Here is a 21,114-nt window from a genome sequence, read left to right as displayed (position 1 = left end):
GGCGGCCACGGGGGCGGGCTCGGCGGGCGTGGGCGGGGGCGCCGCGGGCGACGGCGGGGCCGGGGGCGGCGGCGCGGACGCGCAGGCGGCGAGGAGGACGGTCGCGGCAGTCAGGGCGAACGAGCTGGAACGAGGGCGCATGGCGCGATGCGAAATTCCATTTTCAGCGGCGCGTCAAGCGTCGCGTGTGGCGCGGCTCGCGGAACCCCGGCGGCGGTGAGGTGTCCTGCGAGGGATGATGTTCCGCGCTCACGTTTTGCGGGGTTGGCTCGTCGGTCGGCGGCTCGGGAGGGAGCGGTGGGTCTCCGGGCAGATGACGGCGCTCCCGTGGATCGGCAGAGGCACGCTGCTGTTCCTCGCGTTCGTGATGGTCCTGGGGGACCACTTGGATCAACAGGCGCGGGCGATGGGCCTCATGACCGTGCAGATCGAGCCCTTGCCGTTTTTCGGGGCGCACACGTGTATCTACCCGGGTGACGAGGAAGAACCGCCCGCGCCCCCGCCCGAAGAGGAGCCGCCCTGCTCGCGAAAGGGCAAACGCCCGGACGCTCGCTGATTCGGACTACAGCGCCCGCTCGGGCAAACCGAGCGCAATCCGGCGGAGCAAGTCGAGCACGGCATACGCCGCGGCGACCTGCACCTCCTCGCGTTCGCCCTGAAAAACCTTGCTCCGCACGACCGTGCCGCCCGGATGCGCGACGGCCCAGTAGACGAGGCCCACGGGCTTCTCCGCCGTGCCGCCCGTCGGGCCCGCGATGCCCGTCACCGACAGACCCACGTCCGTCTCGCAGGTACGGCGCACGCCCTCGGCCATCTCCGCCGCCACCTCGGCCGACACCGCGCCGTGGCCCCGCAGCGTGTCCTCCGAGACCCCGAGCAGCCGCGTCTTCGCGCTGTTCGCGTAGACCACCGCGCCGCCCACGAGGTAATCGCTCGCCGGATATCGCGTCAGCATGTGCGCGATGAGCCCGCCCGTGCACGACTCCGCGAGCGCCAGCGTATAGCCGCGGCTGCGCACCGCGCGCCCCACCATCTCGGTGAACGCCTCGTCGCCCTCGCCGTACACCACGTCGCCGAGCCGCGCCTTCACCTCGGTCGACGCCCGGATCGCGAGGTCCCGCGCGACCTCTCGATTGGCGCCCCGCGCGTGCACCTTCACGTCGACCTCGGGGAAATGCACCCGATAGCCGAGCGTCACGCCCGCGTGCGTGCCCTCGATCCCCGCGAGCGCCTGTCCGACGTTGCTCTCGCCGAGCCCGTACGACCGCAGGCGCACCTGGAACGTGTTGTTCGGCGCCGAGGGCCGGATCCGCGGCAACACCTGGTCGGTGAACATGCGCTTCATCTCGCGCGGCACGCCCGGCAGGAAGAAGAGCGGCGTGTCCCCGATCGGAATCGAGAAACCCGGCGCCGAGCCCACGCTGTTCGCAAGCACGTCCGCGCCCGCGGGCAGGTCGGCCTGCTTCTCGTGGCCCGCGTTCATCGTCTTGCCGCGCGACTCCACGCGCCGCCTTATCGCGAGCAGCGCGCTCTCGTCTCGCACGAGCGACACGTTCGCGGCCTTGGCCGCCGACGCCGCCGTGAGGTCGTCCGTGGTCGGGCCGAGCCCGCCCGTCACGACGACGAGCCTGTGCGTCTGCGCGAGCGTGCGCAGCGTCGCGGCGACCTGATCCAGGTCGTCGGGGATCGCGTCGATCACATCCACGGTGAAACCCGCGGCCGTCAGCTCCGCGGAAAGCCACGCGGCGTTCGTGTTGACGATCTCGCCCCGGGTGAGCTCGGTACCGATCGAGAGAATCGCGGCGGTCATTTTGGGGGCATGCACTCTATCCCATCGCGCGCCCTTGACGAGGGCCTCGATGGCGAATCGAGCACGATTCAGCGCGCGAGGGCCGAGCCCTCGGCCGCCGCCGCGAACGGATACGCGCACCGGAAGCCGACCTCGGCCGAGCGCGTGCCGGCCTCGATTTCCAGGCGATTCCAGCTTCGCAGCGCGCTCGCCGCGCCGTCCCCGAACGAGCCGCCCCGCGCCTCGGCGAGCGCCGGGCCTTCGGCCTCGCCCACTTTGGATGCCGCCCACTCGGCCACGTTGCCGGCGAGATCGTGCGCGCCCTCGGGCGAGGCGCCGTCCGGATGCGAGCCGGAGACCTCCGGCGCCGTCGCGCCCTCGCCACAAGGCCCACGCACGAGCCCCCATGCTGCCCGCCGACAAACCGCGCCCGTGTCGCCCCAGGCATACCGTCGACCCTTGGCACCCGCGGCCGCGAACGCGAGCTCTTCCGGCGTCGGGAGCGAGCCGCCAGCCCAGGCGCAAAACGTCCGCGCCTCGGACAAACGCACGCCGGAGAGCGCGCGTCCCGGCTCTCCCGTGAGGGGGACGGCCGGACAAACCGACGCGGCCACGCAGGCCGCATAACGCGCCTCGGTGACCTCGTAGGCGTCGAGCGCGAAGGCCTCCATCGGCACGGCGCGCGGCGTGACCTGGCCTTGCGCCTCCCAATCACTCGGGCCGATGCGCAAGAGGCCGGCCGGGATGCCCACGGCGCGCGGCGTGGCCACGCACCCGGCCTCCGTCACGACGAGCCCCGCCGCGCATCGCTCGGGTTTGCCCACGCAACGATCGCCCGCGAGGGTTTGTCCTTCCCCGCAGCAGCGCGCCCCGAGCGCGACCATCCCGGGCGCGCACCGGGCCGGCGGCGCGGCGCGATCCCGCGCCACGAGCACCACGGCGACGGCGAGCCCGATCGAAAGGGCGAAGAGGCCGATCGTCCGGACGACCGGCCTCGCCCCGCGCGTCTCAGGCCGAGCCACCCTCGCCGCGGGCCTCCCCTCGGGGTCGTCGCGTCTCGCCGCGATCGCGCCTGCGCTGCTCGGCGCGCGCGGCCTTCACCTCGTCGAGGCGCGCCTCGATCCGCGCGAGCGCGTCGAGCAGCGCGGCCTTGAGTCGACCGTACGTCTTCGGACCGATGTCGCCCTTGCGATGCGCCTTCTCCAGCGCGACGAACTCGCCGAGCAGCGCCTCGCGGGCTTCCATCAGATCGTCCTTGGCCTCGTCGGGCACCGTGCCCTCGGCGCGCTGGCGAATCATGTACGCCGCCGCGAGTCCGGCTGCCGAGAGCGCGAAGAACAGGGCGTACCACCGCGTGTTTCCGGGCACGGGCAGGCCCGTGATCGTGATGTCGAGCGCGTTGATGCCGCGCTCGCCTTGCGTCGCCTGGCGCATCGTCACCATCACCTTGCGGCCGTCGCGCCCGCTCTGGCGTTGCGCGTCGGGGAAGCCGGCGACCGAGAGGCCCATGGTCTTGTTCGCCTCGGAGAAGATCCGCGCCTCGCCGACGCGCGGCGGGAGCTCCACGCGGAAGGTTTGTCGGTCCTTGCCTTCGAGCGGGATCTGGTAGCTGAACGAGGCCTCGTGCCTCCCCGGCGCGATCGTGCCCGAGAGCCACGGCCCCTTCTTCGGCTCGTCGACGAACCGCACGTCCGTCATGTTGTCGGGGATGCGGAACGCCTGATACCCCTCGGGAAGGTTCACCTGCGCGGCGCCCTTGCCCGGCACCCACGCGACCTTGCCGATGTTGAAGACGTTGAAGAGCTGCTCGACCTGGAGCACGCCTTCGCGCAGCGACACGAACACGAACGCCTGCGCGCCGACGAGCGCGCCGTTCACGTCGTCCGTCGCTTCGTATGCGTGCAAAACGACGCGCTTGCCGGCCTTGTCCGAGAGCGCGAACGGCTCGGTCGCGTACGTGCCGGGGCCGCGCTGCGTGGTGATGCGGTAGCTCGTGCCCGCGCCGACGGGCAGACCGTCGAGCCGCGCCGTGCCTTGCGCGTCGGTCGTGACCTCGCGCCGCTCGCGCTTGTCGCCCTGGGCCACGCTGCTCTTGAGGATGCCGATGATCGCGCTCGCGTTCGGGATCGGCCGCTCGTCGGCGTCGCGGATCGTGAAGACCATCGTGCCCGGCGGCAGCGCTTGATCCTCGGCCGCCTCGTCGGGCGGCGCCTCGAAAAACCCGCTGTTCCCGCGGCGCGCATCGCCGTGCGGGTTCGCCCCGTGCGGCGATTCGCCCGGCCCGTGTGGATCGGCCTCCGCGCCCTCGTCCACGCTCGGATGCCCGGGCGGCAGCTCGCCGACGTCCGGATGTCCGGCGGGCAAAGGACCGGCCGTCTTGCCGCCATCCCCCGCGCCTGCGTCGCCGGGGCCCGCGTCGGGTTTGTCCGCGCTGGGCTTGTCCTTCTCGGCCTTCGCGTCCGGCTTCTTCGTGGTCGCGTCGGCCTTCTTCGCCTCCGCGGGTTTGTCCTCGCCCGCGGCAGCGGCCACGTGCGGGAGCGAGATCGCGCTGGCGGCGAGGGCGAGCGCCGCGCCGAGGATCCCGAGGCGTGTTCGTCGGATCGAGCTCACGACGCCTCCGCCTCCTCGTCGGCGTTCTTCGCCTCGCGCGACTCCTCTGCGGGCTCGGGCGCGACCATGCGCGCGCCGCATTTCTTGCAGAACAAAGCGTCCTCGTCGTTCTCCGTGCTGCACGCGTCACACGCGCGCTGCGCGGCCGCCTCGTCGCTCGTCTCCGGCGCGGGCTTCTTCGCCTTCTTCTTTTTCTTGGGCTTGCGCGGGGCCTCGTCGGCCTCTTCCTTCGCCTTCTCCGGCTCCGGCGCGGCCTTCGGCGCCGGGGCCTCCGCGGCCTCGTCCGCCGCGTCGTCCTCGTCCGCCTCGTTCGTCTCTTCCTGATCGGGATCGACCAAGCCGAGCTGCTTCAGGCGCCGCTGCACGAGCGCCTCGGCCCGCTCGCGGCCGGGCGCCGCGCTTTGATCGAGGGCCTGGAGCAGGCGCTTCGCCTCGGCGCGGTACTTCGCGACGAGGGCGCGATAGTCCTCCTCGCTGATCTTGCCGACGCTGCGCTCGAATTCGAGGTCCTTGAGCGCGCGGATGACGGCGCGCTTCTGCTCCTCCTCGGCGCGGGGCGGCGCGCCGATCGCGTACGCGTCGGCGCCGGAGAGCGGTGTCTCGCCGAGCAGCGTGCGCAGGCTCGCCCAGAACATCGCGATCACCGTCACGAGGACGCCGGCCGCGAGGGTCAGGATGGCCGTGGGCACGTCGACGAACATGCCCCCGAGGAGCGCGAGGACGATCGTCACGGCCGGAATGCCGATCTTCACGGCATCCGAGATCTTGCGCTCGAGCTCCTCGTCCGGCTTGTCCGCGGCGCGTTTGTCCGTGCTGGTCTCGGAGCTCATTCGTCGTCGAGGTCCTTCAGCTCCTGATCGAGCCTGTCGTCGTAGGCGTCACGCGTGTCGTTCTTGGACTGCGCCTTCTTCCCCGCGGGCGCCGCCGCCGCAGCGGCGAGGCCCCGGCGCTGCCATCGCCGGAGCACGACGAACACGAGCCCGGCGCCGGCCACGATCGCGGTGATGGGCACGACCCAGAGCGCGCGGTTCGCGCCCTGGTTGCGCGGCACGGCGAGCGACTTCGGTCCGTACATCGAGACGTAGACGTCCTGCGCCTGCTCGACCGTCTTGCCCTCGGCGAGCAGCTCGCGCAGCGCGGTGCGCCGCTGATGGGCGATGTCGCACGGGCAGGTGCCGAGCGTCTCGCGCGGGCAACCGCAGGTGCAGATGAGGCTCCAGAAGAGCTGGCGCTCGGTCTCGTTCTGGATCGAAACGGTCCCCGTGCCGCCGGTGTGCTGACCGAGCGCGAGGTGCGGATCGAACGTCAGCCACGCGGCGACGAGGCCGGCCGCGGTGAGCAGCGCGAGGTGGAGCGGTGTTCGTCGAGTCGTCATTCGGAGTTACTTGGCGGGAGCGAGGGCGGCGCCGACAGCGGGCGCGGGGGAGGGCGCTTCGATCGCCGGCGCCGGTGGTGCGCGTGATGCGTTCGTCCCGCCGTAGGCGAGGGAGGGGCCGGCCGCGAGGAGCAGGGCGAAGATGACCGAGGTCGCGACCGAAGCCGCGGCGCGGATGTAGCCGAACGCGCCCGCCTCCTCGAGTGCGACGTCGGGCCACATCGACACGATCGCCCCGAGGATCAGGATGCCCACGCCGATCCAGATGAGGTTCACGAGCGGGTTCACGTGGAACTGGAACGAGGCGACCTTCGTCGTCGGGTTGACCATTCCTACGATCACGTAGAGATCGTCGCGGATGGTCATGTGCTTGGCGACCTCGGTCGAGGGCTGATCGGCGCCGGTCTTGTAGATGAACTTCGCCGGCGTGACGCGGCCGATGTCCTTGCCATGACGCTTCACCTCGAGGTCGGTGAAGATCATGCGCTTCTCGTTGTCGACCTCCATGCGCGGGCCGACGTAGTTGACCGTGTAGTAGTCGATCTGCGCCGTCTCGCCGGGGGACATGCTGAGCTCTTTGTCGATGCCCCACGAGCGGCCGGTGAAGCCGAGGAACATGAGCGCGATGCCCACGTGCACGACGTAGCCGCCGTAGCGGCGGCGCGACTTCGCGACGAGGTTGAAGAGCGAGGTGAACAGGCCCTCGTCGCTCTTGCTCCGCTGCCGCGCGGCGACGCCGCGATAGAACTCCTGCGCGACGACGGTGATGTTGAACGCGACGAGCATCACCGTGACGAACGGCAGCTTGCCCGAGACCCACGCGAGCGCGTGGCCGAGCGTGCCCTCGTAGATCGGCGCGGCGTCATAGAACGCCGGGTAATTGAAGCGCTTGCCGATCAAGAGGTGGATCGTGCCGACGACGAGCATCACCGCGACGGGCCAGCGGAAGCTCTTCAGGAAGAGCTCCGGGCTCGTCTTGCGCCAGCCGAGCAGCGGCGCTGCGCCCATGAGGAAGAAGATCACGAGCGCGAGAGGCGGGATCCAGGTGTTGTAGAACGTCGGCCCGAGCGTCGACTCCTGGTTGAGCAGCCACTCGCTGATGCGCGGCCACGTCGTCGCCGTCGCGATGAACACCGTGAGGCTGACGAAGCCCCAGTTGTTCAGCACGAACGCGGTCTCGCGGGACAGGATCGACTCGAGCGAGCCCTCGCTGCGGAGCCTGGGCAAGCGGTACACGATGAGCCCGATGCTCACCGCGGCGATCACGCCCATGTAATAGACGAAGAAGATGCCGATGCCCGACTGCGCGAAGGAGTGGACCGACGAGATCAGGCCCGAGCGCGTGAGGAACGTGCCGAAGATCGTGAGGAAGAACGTCGCGCAGATGAGGAAGACGTTCCAGACCTTCAGCATCCCGCGACGCTCCTGGATCATCGTCGAGTGCACGTAGGCGCTCGCCGTGAGCCACGGCAAGAACGCCGCGTTCTCCACGGGATCCCAGGCCCAGTAGCCGCCCCAGCCGAGCTCCTCGTAGGCCCAGAGCATGCCGAGCGCGTTGCCGATCGAGAGGAAGAGCCAGGCGAAGAGCATCCACTTGCGCGTGGCCACGATCCACTCGTTGTCGAGCCTTCCTGTGGCGAGCGCCGCGATCGCGAAGGCAAACGGGATCGCCGAGCTCGTGAACCCGATGTAGAGGCTCGGCGGGTGGATGATCATGTAGAAGTTGCGGAGCTGGTAGTTCAGCCCGCTGCCATCCATCGGCGCGCCGTTCACGCTCGTCGCGAAGGGGTTCGCCGCGAAGATCATGAGGATCGCGAAGAAGCCGATGATGGTCATCAGCGTCGCGATCACGAAGGGCTGTAGCTCGAGGTATCTGCGCCGGAGCCACGCCACGCAGCCCGCGGAGAACCCGGACGTGAGGAAGAGCCACCAGAGCAGCGAGCCGTCCTGGCCGCCCCAGAGCGCCGCGACGAGGTACGGCGTGGTCATCGAGCGGTCGCTGTATCGAGCGACGTAGCTGATGCGGAAATCGTGGCTCACGAAGGCGAACGCGAGGACCAGGACCGAGAGTCCGACCAGCGCCACGGTGCCGTACGCGCCCAGCCGAGCTGCCTGGAGCAGGCGTGGCCTGCCGGTGCTCGAGGCGAGCGCGACGGCGAACGTGTACGCCGCGGCGATCAGGATCGCGTAAAGAACGCCGGTTCCGAACTCGGGGAGCGATTGCCAGATCGACATGGCGGGGGGCAGAGCTTAGGCCGGCCACGGAGCCGGGGCCACGTCTACGCGCCCTATTTCCCGAGGACGCCTCGTCGCCGCTCGCCGGGCGCCTTCGATGACGACGCGAGGCGGCAATTACGCGTCCCCTCGTCCGACGGGAGCGAACGCGATTATACTCTTCGCATGAGCGCCAGCCCCGACTTCCGATCCGACGACCTCATCTACGACTGGAACGAGATCGGCCGAAAAGGGCGCTTGATTCCCCGGGACGTCACGTTCTTCGACGAGACGCTGCGCGACGGTCTGCAGAACCCCTCGGTCGCGGATCCGAACATCGAGCAAAAGCTCAAGCTGATTCACCTGATGTCCAAGATCGGCATCCACGTCGCGGACATCGGCCTGCCCGGTAGCTCGAAGCGCGCCTTCGACGACGTCCTGCGCATGTGTCGGGAGATCACGGACAACCGGCTGCCGCTCGGCGTGGCGTGCGCGGGGCGCACCGTCGTCTCCGACATCACCCCGATGATCGAGATCTCCCAGCGCGCGGGGATCCCCGTGGAAGTCTACTGCTTCATCGGATCGAGCCCGATCCGCCAGCTCGCAGAGGACTGGGACCTCGACACGATCGTCAAGCGCAGCGCCGAGGCGATCGACGTCGCGGTGAAAGCGGGCCTGCCCGTCGCCTACGTGACGGAAGACACGACGCGCTCGCGTCCGGACATGCTGGCGGCGCTGTTCAAGATGGCGATCGACCACGGCGCATCGAGGCTGTGTCTCTGCGACACCGTGGGTCATGCGACGCCGGACGGCGTGCGCAACTTGATCTCGTTCGCGAAGGCGATCATCGCGGGCCACGGGTCGGACGGAAAGGTCCGCATCGACTGGCACGGTCACAACGATCGCGGGCTCGCGCTGGAGAACGCGCTGTGGGCGCTGGAGTTCGGGGCGGATCGTGTGCACGGCACGGCGCTCGGGATCGGCGAGCGCGTGGGGAACGCGGCGATGGAGCTGATCCTCTTGAACCTGAAGCTCCTCGGCCTGCTCGATCACCAGGACCTCACGCACATGCTGGAGTACTGCAACACGGCGGCGGAGGCGGTGGGCTGGGACATCCCGATCAACTACCCGCTCGTCGGCCGCGACGCGTTCCGCACGGCGACGGGCGTGCACGCCGCGGCGATCATCAAGGCGCAAGGCAAGGGCGACGCGTGGCTCGCGGACCGCATCTACTCGGGCGTGCCGGCCGGCATGTTCGGACGGAAGCAGGAGATCTGCGTGGGGTACATGTCGGGCGCCTCCAACGTGAATTTCTGGCTGCGGCAGCGGAGGATCGAGCCTTCGAAGGAGCTCGTGGAGGCGATCCTGAAGAAGGCCAAAGGGTCGAGCCACATCCTGTCGGACGAGGAGATCTTGGCGATCGTCGATGACGTGAACGGGCGGTAGGGCGCAGCTCGATCGAACACGCGGCGTACGACGAATCAGGGTGACATGAAGGGCACGGCCAAGCGGACGGGGAAGGTGTGGCGGCTCGAAGAAGCAAAGAGCCGCCTCGGCGAGGTCGTCGACGAGGCCAAGAAGCATGGGCCGCAGGTGATCCGGAGGCGCGGCGTCGAGGCGGCGGTCGTGCTGTCGTTCGATGATTACGTGAAGCTCGTGAAGCCCAAGGAGAGCTTGGTCGAGTTCCTCGCGGGTTCTCCGCTCGCCGGCTCCGAGCTCGAGATCGAACGATCGAAGGATCCCGGGCGCCCGGTGGACCTGTGAAGTACCTGCTGGACACGTGCGTCCTCTCCGAGTTCGCGAAGCCGCGGCCCAACGCGAACGTGCTGGCGTGGCTCGACGAACGCGACGAGGCTTCGCTGTTCCTCAGCGTGCTCACCTTGGGAGAGCTGCAAAAGGGGATCGAGAAGCTCCCGAACAGCCGGCGAAAGACGGCGCTTCAGGAATGGCTCGACCACGACATGCGGGAGCGGTTCGCGGGTCGCCTGCTTGATGTGACCGAGGAGATCGCGCTCACGTGGGGCAGGCTGCAGGGCGAGGCGGAGCGTCGTGGGCAGACGTTGCCTGTCATCGATGCGCTCCTCGGGGCGACGGCGCTCGCGCATGGGCTCGTGGTCGTCACCCGGAACGAGACCGACATCGGGCGCACGGGAGCTCGCATCCTCGATCCCTGGGCAGACGAGTGACCGCACACGCACGGATCGGCCTCTGACGCCCGGCTCTTGCCGCTGGTCGCCTCGCGCCATGCGCGCTAGCACCAGGCAACGTGAGCACACCGCCCCCCGCTCCGAAGCCGTCGCGATACGCGCGGCTCGTCGCGTTGCTCGCGACGCTCGTGAGCCTGCTCTACGTGGCGGGGCTCTTCGATACGCGGATCTCGCCGTTCGATCTCGCCATGCAGGCGTCCACGCTCCCCGCGGTCATCACCGCGCGCGACGCCGACGTGCGTGTGGCCATCGTCGACGAGCACGATCGCCCGCTGCCAGGCGCGGTCGTGCGGATGTTCTCGATCCAGGGCGGGACCACGTATTTCGCCGGTGAAGCGCGCGCAGGGGAGGACGGCGTCGCTTCGCTCGAAGACATGCCGCGCGGGGAGACGTGGCTGCTCGCGTATGCCGAGGGGCGCGCGCGGGGCTCGGTGAGGGTCGTGCTCGGGCCCGGCGAGCGCGCCGTGAGGCTCGTGCTCCAGCCTGCCGCGGCGATCGATGTCGTCGTCGTCGACGAGGCCGAGAAGCCGTTCCCCAGCGCGAAGATCACCGTCACGGGCGGAGATCCGCTGCCGTTCGTGGCCGTGACCGGCGCGGATGGGCGCGCGCGGATCGATCGGCTCGGGCAGGGGCCGTTTTCCGTGCGCGCGACGGCGCGCGGGTACGACGACGTCGTGCGGACGGGCGTGCTGCCGGGGCCGGTTGCCGTGCGGATCAAGCTCGAACGGCTCGGCGCCTTCGAGGTCTCGGTCGTCGAGGCCGACGGAAAACCCGCACCGTACGCGCGCGTGCTCTGCGCGGGTACGGGGCTCTGGCCCGCGCGCAGCACGATCGCCGATGCGAACGGCGTCGCGCGGATCGCGGGCCTCCGGCGCGGCGGGTACGACCTCAAGGCCGAGCTCGGCGAACGCGTGAGCGCGACGGAGCTCGGCGTCGAGCTCGAGCGCGCGGTGACGAAGCCCGTGAAGCTCGTGCTCGGCGCGGGCCGAAGGATCACGGTGAAGGTGACCGACGGCGAGTCCGAGGACGCGCCGCCCGTGAAGGAAGCGAGCGTCGTGCTCGCCGAGGAAGGTTTGAGTCCCTTCCCGATCCATGGTCGTACGGACGCAAAAGGTGTGGTCGTGCTCGGCCCGATCGCGCTCGGCTACGCGACCGTCAGCGCGCGCGCGCCGGGCTTCGTGCCCCGCAGCGCCGTGCCCGTCGACGACGACGCCACCGAGGTGCGTGTCTCGCTCCTGCGCGGCGGCGCGCTCGTCGGCGAGGTCGTCGATGATCGAGGCTTTCCGGTTGGCGGCGCGACGATCGAGGTCGTCGGCGTGGACATCGAGGGCATGCCGATCGACGAGACGAGCGCGATGGCCGAGTTTCGCGACGATCACTTCGATCTCGCGCTCCCCGGCCCGCTCCCGCTCCTGCCCATCGGCGAGCTCGGCGTGATGCCGGGCCCGATCCCCGATCTGCCGCGCGCCGGCGCCTTCGCTGCGACGTCGCTCGGCGGCGGCGGCGATCCGTGGGTCACGCGCGCGGACGGCGAGTTCCGCGCCGAGCCGATTCCGCCCGGCCGCGTGCACGCGATCGTCCGGCATCCGGACTACGTCGAGGCCGAGAGCGAGACCGTCACGATCGTCTCCGGCGGCGAGGCCCGCGTAAAGGTCGTGCTCCATCAAGGCGGCTCGCTCGAAGGCCGCGTGGTCGACGCCGATCATCGACCTGTCGGCGGCGCGCGTGTCGAGATCGCCGCGGCCGCGGGCACGTTCGAGCGCGTCACCTACACCGACGACAGCGGCAGCTTCGCGTTTGCCGCCGTTCCGGACGAGGTCCTGATCAGCGTCGCGCGCCCCGAGACGCCGAGCGACGTCGCGGCGCGGCTCATCGTCGAGATCCCGGATCGCGAGCGCAAGGAGGTCGAGATCGTCCTGCCGCGCCAGCGCGACGCCGTCCTCGTGCACGTCACCGACGATCGCGGCTATCCGCTCGATCGTGTCGAGGTGCGCGCCGTCTCCCTCGATCCGACGGTCCCGCTGCGCCGCACGTTCTTCACGGACGACGACGGCGACGTGGAGATCCCGGACGCTGCGGGTTTGCCGCTGCGCTTCGTGCTCATGCGGCCGAGCAAGGCGCCGATCGTCGAGGAGGTCGAGATCGCGCCGGCGAAGCTCACGTACGAGCTCGCCGAGGGCATCACGGCGAAGGGTGAGGTCACGGGGCGCGATGGGCGCGAGCGCATCGAGGGCGCCGAGGTCGTGGTCTACACCGACGCGGGCGTGCGTCGCGCGCGTAGCGATGCCGAGGGCGCGTTCGAGGTGAAGGACCTCGCGCCGGGGCGCGTGCGGATCGTCGCGTCGCATGCGGACTGGGCGATGAACGAGAAGATCGCCACGGTCGCTGCCGCGCCGAGCCGCGAGGTGGATGTCGGCGCGGTGGATCTCGCCGAGGTGGGCGAGGTCGAGGGCACGGTGATCGATCCGAACGACGAACCCGTCGCAGGCGCACGCGTGGCGGCCGGGCTCGTGCCCACGTACTTGCCGCTCGGGCCGCTGCCGCGCGGGGTTGCCACGACGGATCGCGAGGGCCACTTCAAGCTCGTCGGCGTGCCCGAGGGGGATGCGACGATCGAGGCGTATTCGTCGGACCTGGGACGCGCGTCGACGACGGTGAAGGTTCGCGCGGGGAGGAGCACGGACCGCGTGGACATCACGCTGCCGGGGGAGGGGAGCGCGAAGGGCGAGGCGAAGGGCGGGGGCAGCATCGCGCTGACGCTCGGCGAGCGGACCGAGCGCGGGAAGAAGGTGATCGTGGTCGTGATGGTGCCGCCGAACGGAGAGGCCGAGGTCGCGGGCGTGGAGCCGGGCGATCGGCTGCTCAAGGTGAACGATCACGAGGTGCGGACGATCGAGGATGCGCGGAGGCGCATTTCGGGGCCGCTGGCGGAGGATGTGGTGCTGACGCTCGCGCCGGATGGGGACGGGGAGAAGCCGCGGAGGCTTCGGGTGCGGCGGGAGCGGGTGCGGCGGTAGCTACGCGTAGATGGCGCTGAGCACCGTCGTGCAGGTGGCGATGGCCCATGCCGCGAAGAGGAGCCCTCGCGTCACGTTCACGTGTGGCGGCGCGTGGAGCGGATGTGCGTGCCGCAGGCCTTCGACGAAGCCGAGGGGACCCAGGAGAACGCCGAGCAGCGCGGCCGTGTAGATGAAGACGTCGTAGTCCGACCAGAGCCCGTGCTTCACGGGGTCGCGAACGAACGACAGGATCAGGTACTTGCCCATGAGCCCGGCCCCGAAGAGCGGGCCCACGGCGGTGATCCACAGTGCTCCGGCGGTGTCACGGATCGATCGACGTTCGATCGTCGTGTAGACGGTCCCAGACACCGCAGCCCCGAGCGCCAGTACCCACACGAACAGCATCGAGATGGCGTACCGCGCATCCTTGGTGCTCACGTGAAATGCGGGAGGAGGTTTCCGCAATGACGCGGAAGATCTGAGGAGACGCTGACGCCCGCTTCAGTTCTGCACGGACTTCACGAGCACGATCTCCCGACCGTCCCCGATCTTCCACCGCAGCTGACCTTCGCCGACGAACGAAAGCTCCGCCTCGTCGCGGCCTCCCTCTTCGCGCAGGAAGCTCACGAGCACGCGGTCGCCCGTCGCCTCCGTCACGCGGAACGCGCCGGTTCGCGGCGATTCTGCCGGGATCGTCACCGTCACCTTGTTCCCGGCGAACTCGAACGCCGTGCCTTTCACCCAGCCCATGGCCTTGGCGAGGTGCGGCTCCGGCACGTTTTCGATCGATTCTCCGAGCCATCGCCCCTGGAGCCGGTCCTTCGGCGTCTTGCCGCAACCCGACGCAAACAGGGCGACGGCCGTCAACGCGAGGGCCGTCTTCTTGGAAAAACGCATGGGCCTCCGGCCAACGAAGCAAGGCCGCGATCTCCACTCGCGTGCCAGGTCCGCCGGCTGGGTAGAACGTTAAGGGAGCCTGGATCCTGGGGCCAACAAATGTAGGAGATCAGGCGACAATGTGCCGACGTGAAGGTGTGTCCCCTACGTAGCCCACCCCGAGCGGCCTCCACCTTCGGCTGGACAAGGTGCCCCGACCTGCGCCAAGGCTACCGTCCGGTGGGAGCACATTTCACGCATCGAAGGCTTGGTGAGGTCGAACGCAAGCGGCTGCTCCGCGAGGTGCTCGAGCGCGCACGGGATCGCTCGCGCGGCGCGGGCGTCGTCGTCTTCGACCTCGATGGGACGATCATGGACAACCGGCCGCGGGTCGTCGCCATCCTGCACGAGCTCGCCGAGGTCTGGCGCGCGCGGCACCCGAACGAGGCCGCCGCCCTCGCGGCCGCCAGCATCCACGACGTCGTCTACGGCCTCGTCGACACGCTGCGAAGCCTCGGCGTGAGCGAGCCGACGCTCCACGAAGAAGGCTTCCGCTTCTGGCGCGAGCGCTTCTTCTGCGATCCGCACATCCGTCACGACACCGAGATCCCCGGCGCCCGGGACTACGTGCGCGCTTGTTACGACGCCGGCGCGATCATCGTGTACCTGACGGGCCGCGATCTGCCGAACATGGCGCTCGGATCCTTCGCGAGCCTGCGCGATCTCGGCTTTCCGATCGGCGTCGTCGGCACCGAGCTCGTCACGAAGCCCGCCTTCGAGACGCCCGACAGCGTCTTCAAGCGCGAGGTCGCCCCGGCGCTCGCGCGGCTCGGCGAGGTCGTCGCGGTCTTCGACAACGAGCCGGCGAACTGTAACCTGTTCCTGGAGATCCACCCCGCGTGCACGACGGTCTTCGTGGACACCCAGTACGCCCCCGATCCGCCGCCGCTCGATGCCCGCGCCCACGTGATCCACTCCTTCGAGCTCGAGCCATGAAATCTGCCGTCACGCTCGCCCTGCTCCTGCCGGCCCTCGCCGCGTGCGAGGCGCCGCCCGGCTCGCCCCCTTCCTCGACCTCGACGAGCGACGCCGCGAGCCCGAACGCGAGCATCCTGCCCGCGCCCCTCGCCACCGAAGCCGAAGAGGCCCCGCACGACGCCGGCGTGCCCGACGGCGCGCCGATCGGCCTCATGGCCGACCCCTCGGGCCGACTCATCGTCCCGGATGCTGGCCCGCCGCCGCCGGGGGTTCTTCGCGGCGACGAGGCGATCGCCGCCGAGGCGCCCACCTCGAAGGACCTCGCGGGCGCCACGCTCGAAGCCGTCTTCCGCCCGCGCAACGTGCCGCCCGCGCCCCGCGGCCCCGAGATCTCGCAGGACGGCATCAAGGCCGCCGCGGCGCTCACCACGCCGAAGTGGAAGATCGACCTCACCGACACGGGTCGCATGCGGATCGAGTTCACCTCGCGCGCGATGCCGCTGCCGCAACGCTCGGAGATCCGCGCGCGCACCGATCGCTACGGCCACATCGTCCTCTGGCCCGACGCGACCGACTACCGCGTCGTCCCGCCGGGCGCGCTGCGCACCGTGCTCGGCGAGCGACGCGTCGACGTCACGCCCCTCTCGCCCGGCGTCGCGCGTCCGCTCGGCGAGGGCAAACGTTTGCAGCTTCCCACGCGCAAGGTCGAGATCACGTCGAGCCTCGGCTCGGTGCGGCTCGAGCTCGGCAAGTCCGCGGAGATCGGCGAGGGCGGCGCGCTGCTCTGCCGCGCGCTCGTGGAGATCGTCGGCGTCGATCCGCGCACGTCGGTTTGTCAGGCCGGCGAGGTCCCGCTCGGGGCCGCGTACACGTGGCAGGACGGCGGCGGCATCGACTTCGAGATCACCTCGCTCACGCGCCGCACCGACATCCCCACGAACGATACGCTCGTGCCCCCGCCGGGCTCTTCGTACCAGCCGAGTGGCCTGCCTGCGTCACCTGGAGGCGTGTTCCTCACGCGCGAGGAGGTCATGGCGTTCCGCTCGTCGGCGCTGCAGGTCCCGCCGTCCACGGATCCGCTCGCGCCGGGCGAAGGGTTCGTCGCGGTGAACGCGTCCGACATGCTCGCGTACGTGCTCGTCGACGGCGTGCCCGTCGTCGCGGTCCCGCCGAACGACCAGCGCTATGTGATCGGCACGCTGCGCGGCCGCTACGTGATCCAGTGGCGCACGTTCCTCGGCGATCGCATCGGGCCGGCGAGCACGATCGACTTGCCGGCGCGCTTCACGTTCGGCGAGGTCCCGGACGCGGGTGCGCCGGATGCGGGCGGCAGCACGAACTAGAGCAGCGAGCCTTCGCTGCTCTGCGAGATCGCGAAGCGAGCTCGCCTCGGGGGGTGAATCGGCCGGGCTTCGCCTGGCCGAGAGGGGGACGCGAGGCGTCCCCCTTGGGACTAAACCGTCTCGGGGCTTCGAAACACCGCGGCGATCTCCGGCGGCAAACGCTTCGGCGTGAGGTCGTTGCCGACGCACGCGAGCAGCGTCTCGCCCTCGCACACGACGTCCGCGCCGCGCACGAGGCGGTAGCTGAAGCGCACGGTCACGCGTGTCACCTCGGCGCACGTCGTCTCCACGACGAGCGTCTCGTCGAAGCGGGCGGCTTTCCGGTAGCGGAGCTTCGCCTCGACGACGGGCAGGTGGATGCCCATCTCGACCCACTTTTCGTAGGAGATCCCGCGACGATGAAGCCAGTCGACGCGGCCGGCCTCGAAGTAGGTCAGGTAGTTGGCGTGGTGGACGATGCCCATGAGGTCCGTCTCGCAGAAGCGGACGGAGAGGCTCATGCGGCTCGTGAGGTGCTCGGGGAGCGGCTCGGCTCGTTCGGTGCGCGCGCGGGGGTCGGCCATGATGCGGAGGGCCGCATCTAGCAGCGATCGACGAGCGACACCACGTCCACCTAGGCGCCCCGCGCCGCCGGTGCTACCTCGCGCTCCCGATGGCCACCAACGTCTCCACGATGATCGACGCCGATCACATCGCGCAGCGCGTGCGCGAGCTCGGCGCCGAGATCACGCGCGACTACGCCGGGCGCAGCCTCGTCCTCGTCTGCGTCCTCAAGGGCAGCTTCGTCTTCACCTCCGACCTCGCGCGCCAGATCGATCTGCCGATGCGCGTCGAGTTCCTCGGCGTGCGCAGCTACGGCGAGGGCACGAAGTCCTCGGGCGTCGTGCAAATCACGCACGACCTCACCAAGCCCGTCGAGGGCGACGACGTCCTCATCGTGGAGGACATCGTCGACACGGGCCTCACGATCGCGCACCTGCTCGACCTGCTCCGCACGCGCAAGCCCGCGAGCGTGAAGGTCTGCGCGCTCCTGCACAAGCCCGCGCGCACGCGCATCCAGGTGCCGATCGACTACCTGGGCTTCACGATCGAAGACAAGTTCGTCGTGGGCTACGGGCTCGACTGGGCCGAGCGTTACCGCAACCTGCCGTTCATCGGGCTCGTGGAGTCGGGGTCGTGAGCAAGCGCCTCGCGGTGCTGGAGAGCATGATCCAGAAGGGCTCGAAGGATCCCTTCGCGTGGTACGCGCTCGCGATGGAGTACGCGGGGGCCGATCGGATCGACGACGCGCTCCGCACGTTCACTTCGCTCCGCGACATGGATCCGAGCTACGTGCCGCAGTACCTCATCTGCGGGCAGATGCTCGTGAAGGCGGGGCGCGTGGACGCGGGGCGCGAGTGGCTCGAAGAGGGCATCACGCGCGCGCGCGCCAAGGGCGATTCGCACGCGCTGTCGGAGATTCAGTCGGCCTTGTCGGCGCTCGACGACTGATCCTCCTCGCCCTCGTTTTCCCCTTCCTCACGACGCTCCTGCTGCGCGCGGATCCATCGCACCCGCTCGGCGATCACCTTCTCGTAGCCGCGCTCCGTCGGCTCGTAGAAGTGCGTCCCTGCGATCGCGTCCGGCAGGTACGTCTCGCCCCACGCGATACCGCCCTTCTCGTCGTGCGCGTAGCGGTACCCCGTCCCGTATCCCTCGCGCTTCATGAGGCCCGTCACCGCGTTGCGTAGCTTCATCGGCACGGGAAGGCTGCCCGTCTCGCGCACGACCTCCTGCGCCGCTTTCCACGCCGCGTTGCACGCGTTCGACTTGGGCGCGCACGCCAGATAGATCGCCGCCTGCGAGAGGAAGTACATCCCCTCCGGCATCCCCACCCGCTGGAACGCCGCGTCCGCCGCGACGGCCACGTCGAGCGCGCGAGGGTCGGCGTTGCCCACGTCCTCGCTCGCGAAGATCATCATCCGCCGCAGCAGAAACAGCGGGTCGTCGCCCGCCTCCAGCATGCGCATCAGCCAGTAGATCGCCGCGTCCGGATCCGAGCCGCGCATCGATTTGATGAACGCGCTGACGACGTTGTAGTGCTCTTCCCCCGCCTTGTCGTAGAGCAGCGTCTTCTGCCCGCTCGTCTGCACGACGTCCTCGCGCGTCACCCGCGCACGACCCTCGCGCTTCGCCTCGTCGGCCGCGATCTCCAGCGTCGTCAGCGCCCTTCGTGCATCGCCGCTCGCAAGCTTCGCGATCGCCTCGATCGCCTCCTCGTCCGCCCCGACAGACCCCGCGAGCCCCTCCGGCGATTCGATCGCGCGCCTTAGCAGCTCCGTGATCCCCTTGTCGTCGAGCAGGTTCAGCCGGAACACGCGGCACCGCGACAGGAGCGGCGCGTTCACGGCGAACGAAGGGTTTTCCGTGGTCGCGCCGATCAGCGTGATCGTCCCGTCCTCCACGTGCGGCAGGAACGCGTCCTGCTGCGCGCGGTTGAACCGATGGATCTCGTCGACGAACAGGATCGTCCGTTTCCCCTCGTAGGCGCGTGCCTCCTTCGCCGCGGCCATCACCAGCCGGAGCTCGGGCACGCCGCCGAGCACCGCGTTGAACGGGACGAACCGCGCACGCGTCGACTCCGCCACGATCCGCGCGAGCGTCGTCTTCCCGGATCCCGGCGGCCCCCACAGGATCATCGACGGCACCCGATCGGCCGCGATCGCGTGCGCGAGGAGCTTTCCTTCGCCGACGAGGTGCTCCTGTCCGACGAGGTCGGAGAGCGCGCGCGGCCGCATGCGCTCGGCGAGCGGCACGAGCTCGGCGAGCTTCGGATCACGCTTCAGCGCGGCCTCGAACAGCGTCGGGCCCGCGTCCTTCTCGCCGCCGCGAGGGCTTCGACGGGCCGCCATGTCACCGGTCCATCAGCGCGATCACCGCGCGCTGGATGCTTGCCGGATCACGCCCCACGAAGCGCACCGTCCCCGACCGATCGACGACGAACGTCGTGGGCACCTGCGACACGCCGAACGCGTACTGAAGACCGTGCCCGCCGTCGTGCACGATCGGGAACGACACGCCGAACGCCTCGGCTCCGCGCGCGGCCTCGTCCGCGCTGTCGTCCACGCTCACGCCCACGACCACGAGCCCCTCGGCGCGTCGATCCTGATAGAGCCGCTCGAGCGCGGGCATCGTCTGCTGACACGAGCCGCACCACGACGCCCAGAAGTCGATCACGGTCACGTGCGTGCGCAGCGTGCCCGGCACGTCGACCGAGCGCTCGTCGATCGTGGTCTCGTGAAACGGCGGCGACGTCGCGCCGAGCAGCGGATGGCCGAGCGACGCGGGCATCGCCGGCGCGCAACCGAAGAGGCCGATCGCCCCCGCGCAAGCGAGCGCGCTCGGGCCAGGAGCGATGGAACGGAGAGGACCGCGCATGGGAATGCTCAAACTCTAGAGCATCGAGTCCTTCGATGCTCTGCGAGATCGCGCAGCGAGCTCGCCTCGGGGGGTGAATCGGCCGGGCTTTGCCTGGCCGAGAGGGGGACGCGAGGCGTCCCCCTCGGGACGAAACGGGCTCTTCTGCGAAGGCTATCGGCCGCCGAAGATCGCCGTACCGACGCGGACGATCGTCGCGCCCTCCTCGATGGCCACGTGGAAATCGTGGGACATGCCCATCGACAGCTCGGGCAAGAGCGCGGGCGCTTCGAGCGTGTCGCGCAGCGCGCGCAGGCGCGCGAAGTACGGGCGGACGGCCTCCGGATCGTCGAGGTACGGCGGGATCGCCATGAGCCCCACGACGCGCAGGTGCTCGGCGCGCCTCGCCGCTTCGAGCAGCGCGGGCACGGCCTCGGGCGCGCATCCAGCCTTCGACGCCTCGCCACCCACGTTCACCTCGAGCAGCACGTCGACCTTGCGCGAGAGCGCGCCGGCGCGTTTGTCGAGCTCGGTCGCGAGCTCTTCGCGGTCCACCGTGTGGATCACCGCCGCCACGCTCGCGGCTTGTTTCGCCTTGTTGCGCTGGAGCGCGCCGATGAAGTGCAGGCGCAGCTCCGGCAGGTCCGCGAGCGCCGCGGCCTTCTGCGCCATCTCTTGCACGTAGTTCTCGCCGAAGTCGCGCTGGCCTGCGGCGTACGCGGCGCGGATCGCCTCGGGCGGCTTGGTCTTCGACACCGCGACGAGCCGCACCGAGTTCGGGCTCCGCCCGGCTCGGATCGCGGATTCGTCGATGCGCGCCCGCACGGCGGCGAGGCGCGCGGGGATCGTGCTTTCGTCCTCGTTCACGGGCCTCACGATACCGCGCCCATCGCCGCTCGCGAGCGCCGCACCTGTGCCACATGCGAGCGCGATCCGGGCGTCCGGAGACGTGCCAAATTGTGCCGCACTTGCGCCGGTTTCCTTAGTGGAAACAACATGGAACGTCATGGCATGATGGTTGCGGCACAGCGTACTCAGCCATGCGAAAGCTCTTCGTCCTCTTCGTCTTCACGGGCCTCGCCATCTCGGCGTGTAGCTTCAATCCGCAACCCGATCCGCCTGGAGCCACCGAGACCGGCTCCGCGGGCGCAGATGCGAGCAGCGCGTCGGGCGCAGGAGGCGCGGGCGGTACGATCTCGGGCGGCGTCGGCGGCGATGCCACGGACGGCGGGGCGGGTGGTGAAGGCGGCAGCGGCGGCGGCGGCGGCGGCAGCGGCGGCGGCGGCAGCAGCGGCAGCGGCAGCGGCGGCGGTGCGGCTGGCGCAGG

The 21,114-nt window shown here is 70.0% G+C and carries 21 protein-coding genes and 1 pseudogene; 10 read left to right on the top strand and 12 right to left on the bottom strand.

The window, feature by feature from the left end:
- The first annotated feature begins 235 nt into the window (after positions 1-235).
- Positions 236-556, top strand: a complete 321-nt coding sequence (locus QHF85_RS47010) for a hypothetical protein (protein WP_281334071.1) — start codon at positions 236-238, stop codon at positions 554-556.
- Positions 557-562: 6 nt separating this feature from the next.
- On the opposite strand, the gene QHF85_RS47005 is transcribed toward QHF85_RS47010, so the two are convergent.
- The 6 genes from QHF85_RS47005 to QHF85_RS46980 all read right to left on the bottom strand — a co-directional run bounded on the left by QHF85_RS47005 (position 563) and on the right by QHF85_RS46980 (position 8,009).
- A complete protein-coding gene (locus QHF85_RS47005) occupies positions 563-1,810 on the bottom strand; it encodes a CinA family nicotinamide mononucleotide deamidase-related protein (protein WP_281334070.1) in 1,248 nt (415 codons plus the stop codon).
- 68 nt (positions 1,811-1,878) lie between these two features.
- Positions 1,879-2,811, bottom strand: a complete 933-nt coding sequence (locus tag QHF85_RS47000; protein ID WP_281334069.1) for an SUMF1/EgtB/PvdO family nonheme iron enzyme — start codon at positions 2,809-2,811, stop codon at positions 1,879-1,881.
- A complete protein-coding gene (locus QHF85_RS46995) occupies positions 2,798-4,399 on the bottom strand; it encodes a carboxypeptidase-like regulatory domain-containing protein (protein ID WP_281334068.1) in 1,602 nt (533 codons plus the stop codon). Before QHF85_RS46995 ends, QHF85_RS47000 begins: the two co-directional genes overlap by 14 nt.
- Positions 4,396-5,229: a zinc ribbon domain-containing protein gene (locus tag QHF85_RS46990; protein WP_281334067.1), complete on the bottom strand. Its 834-nt coding sequence runs from the start codon at positions 5,227-5,229 to the stop codon at positions 4,396-4,398. The genes QHF85_RS46995 and QHF85_RS46990 overlap by 4 nt, the downstream gene beginning before the upstream one ends.
- Positions 5,226-5,774, bottom strand: a complete 549-nt coding sequence (locus tag QHF85_RS46985; protein ID WP_281334066.1) for a cytochrome c-type biogenesis protein CcmH — start codon at positions 5,772-5,774, stop codon at positions 5,226-5,228. The genes QHF85_RS46990 and QHF85_RS46985 overlap by 4 nt, the downstream gene beginning before the upstream one ends.
- A 6-nt stretch (positions 5,775-5,780) precedes the next feature.
- Complete coding sequence (locus QHF85_RS46980; RefSeq protein WP_281334065.1) at positions 5,781-8,009, bottom strand: cytochrome c-type biogenesis CcmF C-terminal domain-containing protein; 2,229 nt, start codon at positions 8,007-8,009, stop codon at positions 5,781-5,783.
- Between the two features lie 165 nt (positions 8,010-8,174).
- Here QHF85_RS46980 and QHF85_RS46975 point away from each other — a divergent pair, with 165 nt between their 5' ends.
- From QHF85_RS46975 to QHF85_RS46960, 4 genes are all read left to right on the top strand, one after another.
- Positions 8,175-9,434 (top strand): LeuA family protein, encoded by a 1,260-nt coding sequence (locus tag QHF85_RS46975; RefSeq protein WP_281334064.1) that lies wholly within the window; start codon positions 8,175-8,177, stop codon positions 9,432-9,434.
- 45 nt (positions 9,435-9,479) lie between these two features.
- Complete coding sequence (locus QHF85_RS46970; RefSeq protein ID WP_281334063.1) at positions 9,480-9,752, top strand: type II toxin-antitoxin system Phd/YefM family antitoxin; 273 nt, start codon at positions 9,480-9,482, stop codon at positions 9,750-9,752.
- The gene (locus tag QHF85_RS46965; protein ID WP_281334062.1) at positions 9,749-10,174 is read left to right on the top strand and encodes a type II toxin-antitoxin system VapC family toxin; all 426 of its coding nucleotides are present in this window, start codon (positions 9,749-9,751) and stop codon (positions 10,172-10,174) included. Before QHF85_RS46970 ends, QHF85_RS46965 begins: the two co-directional genes overlap by 4 nt.
- Positions 10,175-10,254: 80 nt before the next feature.
- The gene (locus QHF85_RS46960) at positions 10,255-13,212 is read left to right on the top strand and encodes a carboxypeptidase regulatory-like domain-containing protein (RefSeq protein WP_281334061.1); all 2,958 of its coding nucleotides are present in this window, start codon (positions 10,255-10,257) and stop codon (positions 13,210-13,212) included.
- Here QHF85_RS46960 and QHF85_RS46955 read toward each other — a convergent pair whose 3' ends face one another.
- Together QHF85_RS46955 and QHF85_RS46950 are read right to left on the bottom strand one after the other, a co-directional pair.
- Positions 13,213-13,632, bottom strand: coding sequence for a hypothetical protein (locus QHF85_RS46955; protein WP_281334060.1), 420 nt, complete (start codon positions 13,630-13,632; stop codon positions 13,213-13,215).
- Between the two features lie 63 nt (positions 13,633-13,695).
- On the bottom strand, positions 13,696-14,091 hold the full coding sequence (locus QHF85_RS46950; protein WP_281334059.1) for a hypothetical protein: 396 nt from the start codon (positions 14,089-14,091) through the stop codon (positions 13,696-13,698).
- A 219-nt stretch (positions 14,092-14,310) separates the two neighbouring features.
- Between QHF85_RS46950 and QHF85_RS46945 the strand changes: the two genes are divergently transcribed.
- Together QHF85_RS46945 and QHF85_RS46940 are read left to right on the top strand one after the other, a co-directional pair.
- A complete protein-coding gene (locus QHF85_RS46945; RefSeq protein WP_281334058.1) occupies positions 14,311-15,066 on the top strand; it encodes an HAD family hydrolase in 756 nt (251 codons plus the stop codon).
- Positions 15,063-16,391, top strand: coding sequence for a hypothetical protein (locus QHF85_RS46940; protein ID WP_281334057.1), 1,329 nt, complete (start codon positions 15,063-15,065; stop codon positions 16,389-16,391). Before QHF85_RS46945 ends, QHF85_RS46940 begins: the two co-directional genes overlap by 4 nt.
- 110 nt (positions 16,392-16,501) lie before the next feature.
- Here QHF85_RS46940 and QHF85_RS46935 read toward each other — a convergent pair whose 3' ends face one another.
- Positions 16,502-16,954: a thioesterase family protein gene (locus QHF85_RS46935; protein WP_281334056.1), complete on the bottom strand. Its 453-nt coding sequence runs from the start codon at positions 16,952-16,954 to the stop codon at positions 16,502-16,504.
- 89 nt (positions 16,955-17,043) lie between these two features.
- Between QHF85_RS46935 and hpt the strand changes: the two genes are divergently transcribed.
- Both hpt and QHF85_RS46925 read left to right on the top strand, forming a co-directional pair.
- Positions 17,044-17,571, top strand: a complete 528-nt coding sequence (gene hpt, locus QHF85_RS46930) for a hypoxanthine phosphoribosyltransferase (protein ID WP_281334055.1) — start codon at positions 17,044-17,046, stop codon at positions 17,569-17,571.
- Positions 17,568-17,882, top strand: a complete 315-nt coding sequence (locus QHF85_RS46925; protein ID WP_281334054.1) for a tetratricopeptide repeat protein — start codon at positions 17,568-17,570, stop codon at positions 17,880-17,882. The genes hpt and QHF85_RS46925 overlap by 4 nt, the downstream gene beginning before the upstream one ends.
- Here the strand turns inward: QHF85_RS46925 and QHF85_RS46920 are convergent.
- From QHF85_RS46920 to QHF85_RS46910, 3 genes are all read right to left on the bottom strand, one after another.
- Positions 17,852-19,282 (bottom strand): replication-associated recombination protein A, encoded by a 1,431-nt coding sequence (locus QHF85_RS46920; protein ID WP_281334053.1) that lies wholly within the window; start codon positions 19,280-19,282, stop codon positions 17,852-17,854. The two genes, QHF85_RS46925 and QHF85_RS46920, sit on opposite strands and share 31 nt — an antisense overlap.
- A 1-nt stretch (position 19,283) precedes the next feature.
- Positions 19,284-19,808: a TlpA disulfide reductase family protein gene (locus tag QHF85_RS46915; protein WP_281334052.1), complete on the bottom strand. Its 525-nt coding sequence runs from the start codon at positions 19,806-19,808 to the stop codon at positions 19,284-19,286.
- A 153-nt stretch (positions 19,809-19,961) separates the two neighbouring features.
- Positions 19,962-20,654: a YggS family pyridoxal phosphate-dependent enzyme gene (locus QHF85_RS46910; protein ID WP_281334051.1), complete on the bottom strand. Its 693-nt coding sequence runs from the start codon at positions 20,652-20,654 to the stop codon at positions 19,962-19,964.
- Positions 20,655-20,827: 173 nt separating this feature from the next.
- On the opposite strand from QHF85_RS46910, the pseudogene QHF85_RS46905 reads away from it, so the two are divergent.
- Positions 20,828-21,114 (top strand): annotated as a pseudogene (locus QHF85_RS46905) (hypothetical protein); the annotation flags it as partial.

The organism is Polyangium sp. 6x1, assembly GCF_029946515.1.
GTDB lineage: Bacteria > Myxococcota_A > Polyangia > Polyangiales > Polyangiaceae > Polyangium.
The sequence above is the reverse complement of the archived record's forward strand: the minus strand, read 5'-3'. Positions and strand labels throughout refer to the sequence as shown.

What these genes read in the sequence shown, in the direction of transcription:
- QHF85_RS47010 (WP_281334071.1), top strand. Translation starts at nt 236, where the DNA reads ATGATGTTCCGCGCTCACGTTTTGCGGGGTTGGCTCGTCGGTCGGCGG.
- QHF85_RS47005 (WP_281334070.1), bottom strand. Translation starts at nt 1,810, where the DNA reads ATGACCGCCGCGATTCTCTCGATCGGTACCGAGCTCACCCGGGGCGAG.
- QHF85_RS46990 (WP_281334067.1), bottom strand. Translation starts at nt 5,229, where the DNA reads ATGAGCTCCGAGACCAGCACGGACAAACGCGCCGCGGACAAGCCGGAC.
- QHF85_RS46985 (WP_281334066.1), bottom strand. Translation starts at nt 5,774, where the DNA reads ATGACGACTCGACGAACACCGCTCCACCTCGCGCTGCTCACCGCGGCC.
- QHF85_RS46980 (WP_281334065.1), bottom strand. Translation starts at nt 8,009, where the DNA reads ATGTCGATCTGGCAATCGCTCCCCGAGTTCGGAACCGGCGTTCTTTAC.
- QHF85_RS46975 (WP_281334064.1), top strand. Translation starts at nt 8,175, where the DNA reads ATGAGCGCCAGCCCCGACTTCCGATCCGACGACCTCATCTACGACTGG.
- QHF85_RS46970 (WP_281334063.1), top strand. Translation starts at nt 9,480, where the DNA reads ATGAAGGGCACGGCCAAGCGGACGGGGAAGGTGTGGCGGCTCGAAGAA.
- QHF85_RS46950 (WP_281334059.1), bottom strand. Translation starts at nt 14,091, where the DNA reads ATGCGTTTTTCCAAGAAGACGGCCCTCGCGTTGACGGCCGTCGCCCTG.
- QHF85_RS46940 (WP_281334057.1), top strand. Translation starts at nt 15,063, where the DNA reads ATGAAATCTGCCGTCACGCTCGCCCTGCTCCTGCCGGCCCTCGCCGCG.
- QHF85_RS46935 (WP_281334056.1), bottom strand. Translation starts at nt 16,954, where the DNA reads ATGGCCGACCCCCGCGCGCGCACCGAACGAGCCGAGCCGCTCCCCGAG.
- hpt (WP_281334055.1), top strand. Translation starts at nt 17,044, where the DNA reads ATGGCCACCAACGTCTCCACGATGATCGACGCCGATCACATCGCGCAG.
- QHF85_RS46920 (WP_281334053.1), bottom strand. Translation starts at nt 19,282, where the DNA reads ATGGCGGCCCGTCGAAGCCCTCGCGGCGGCGAGAAGGACGCGGGCCCG.
- QHF85_RS46915 (WP_281334052.1), bottom strand. Translation starts at nt 19,808, where the DNA reads ATGCGCGGTCCTCTCCGTTCCATCGCTCCTGGCCCGAGCGCGCTCGCT.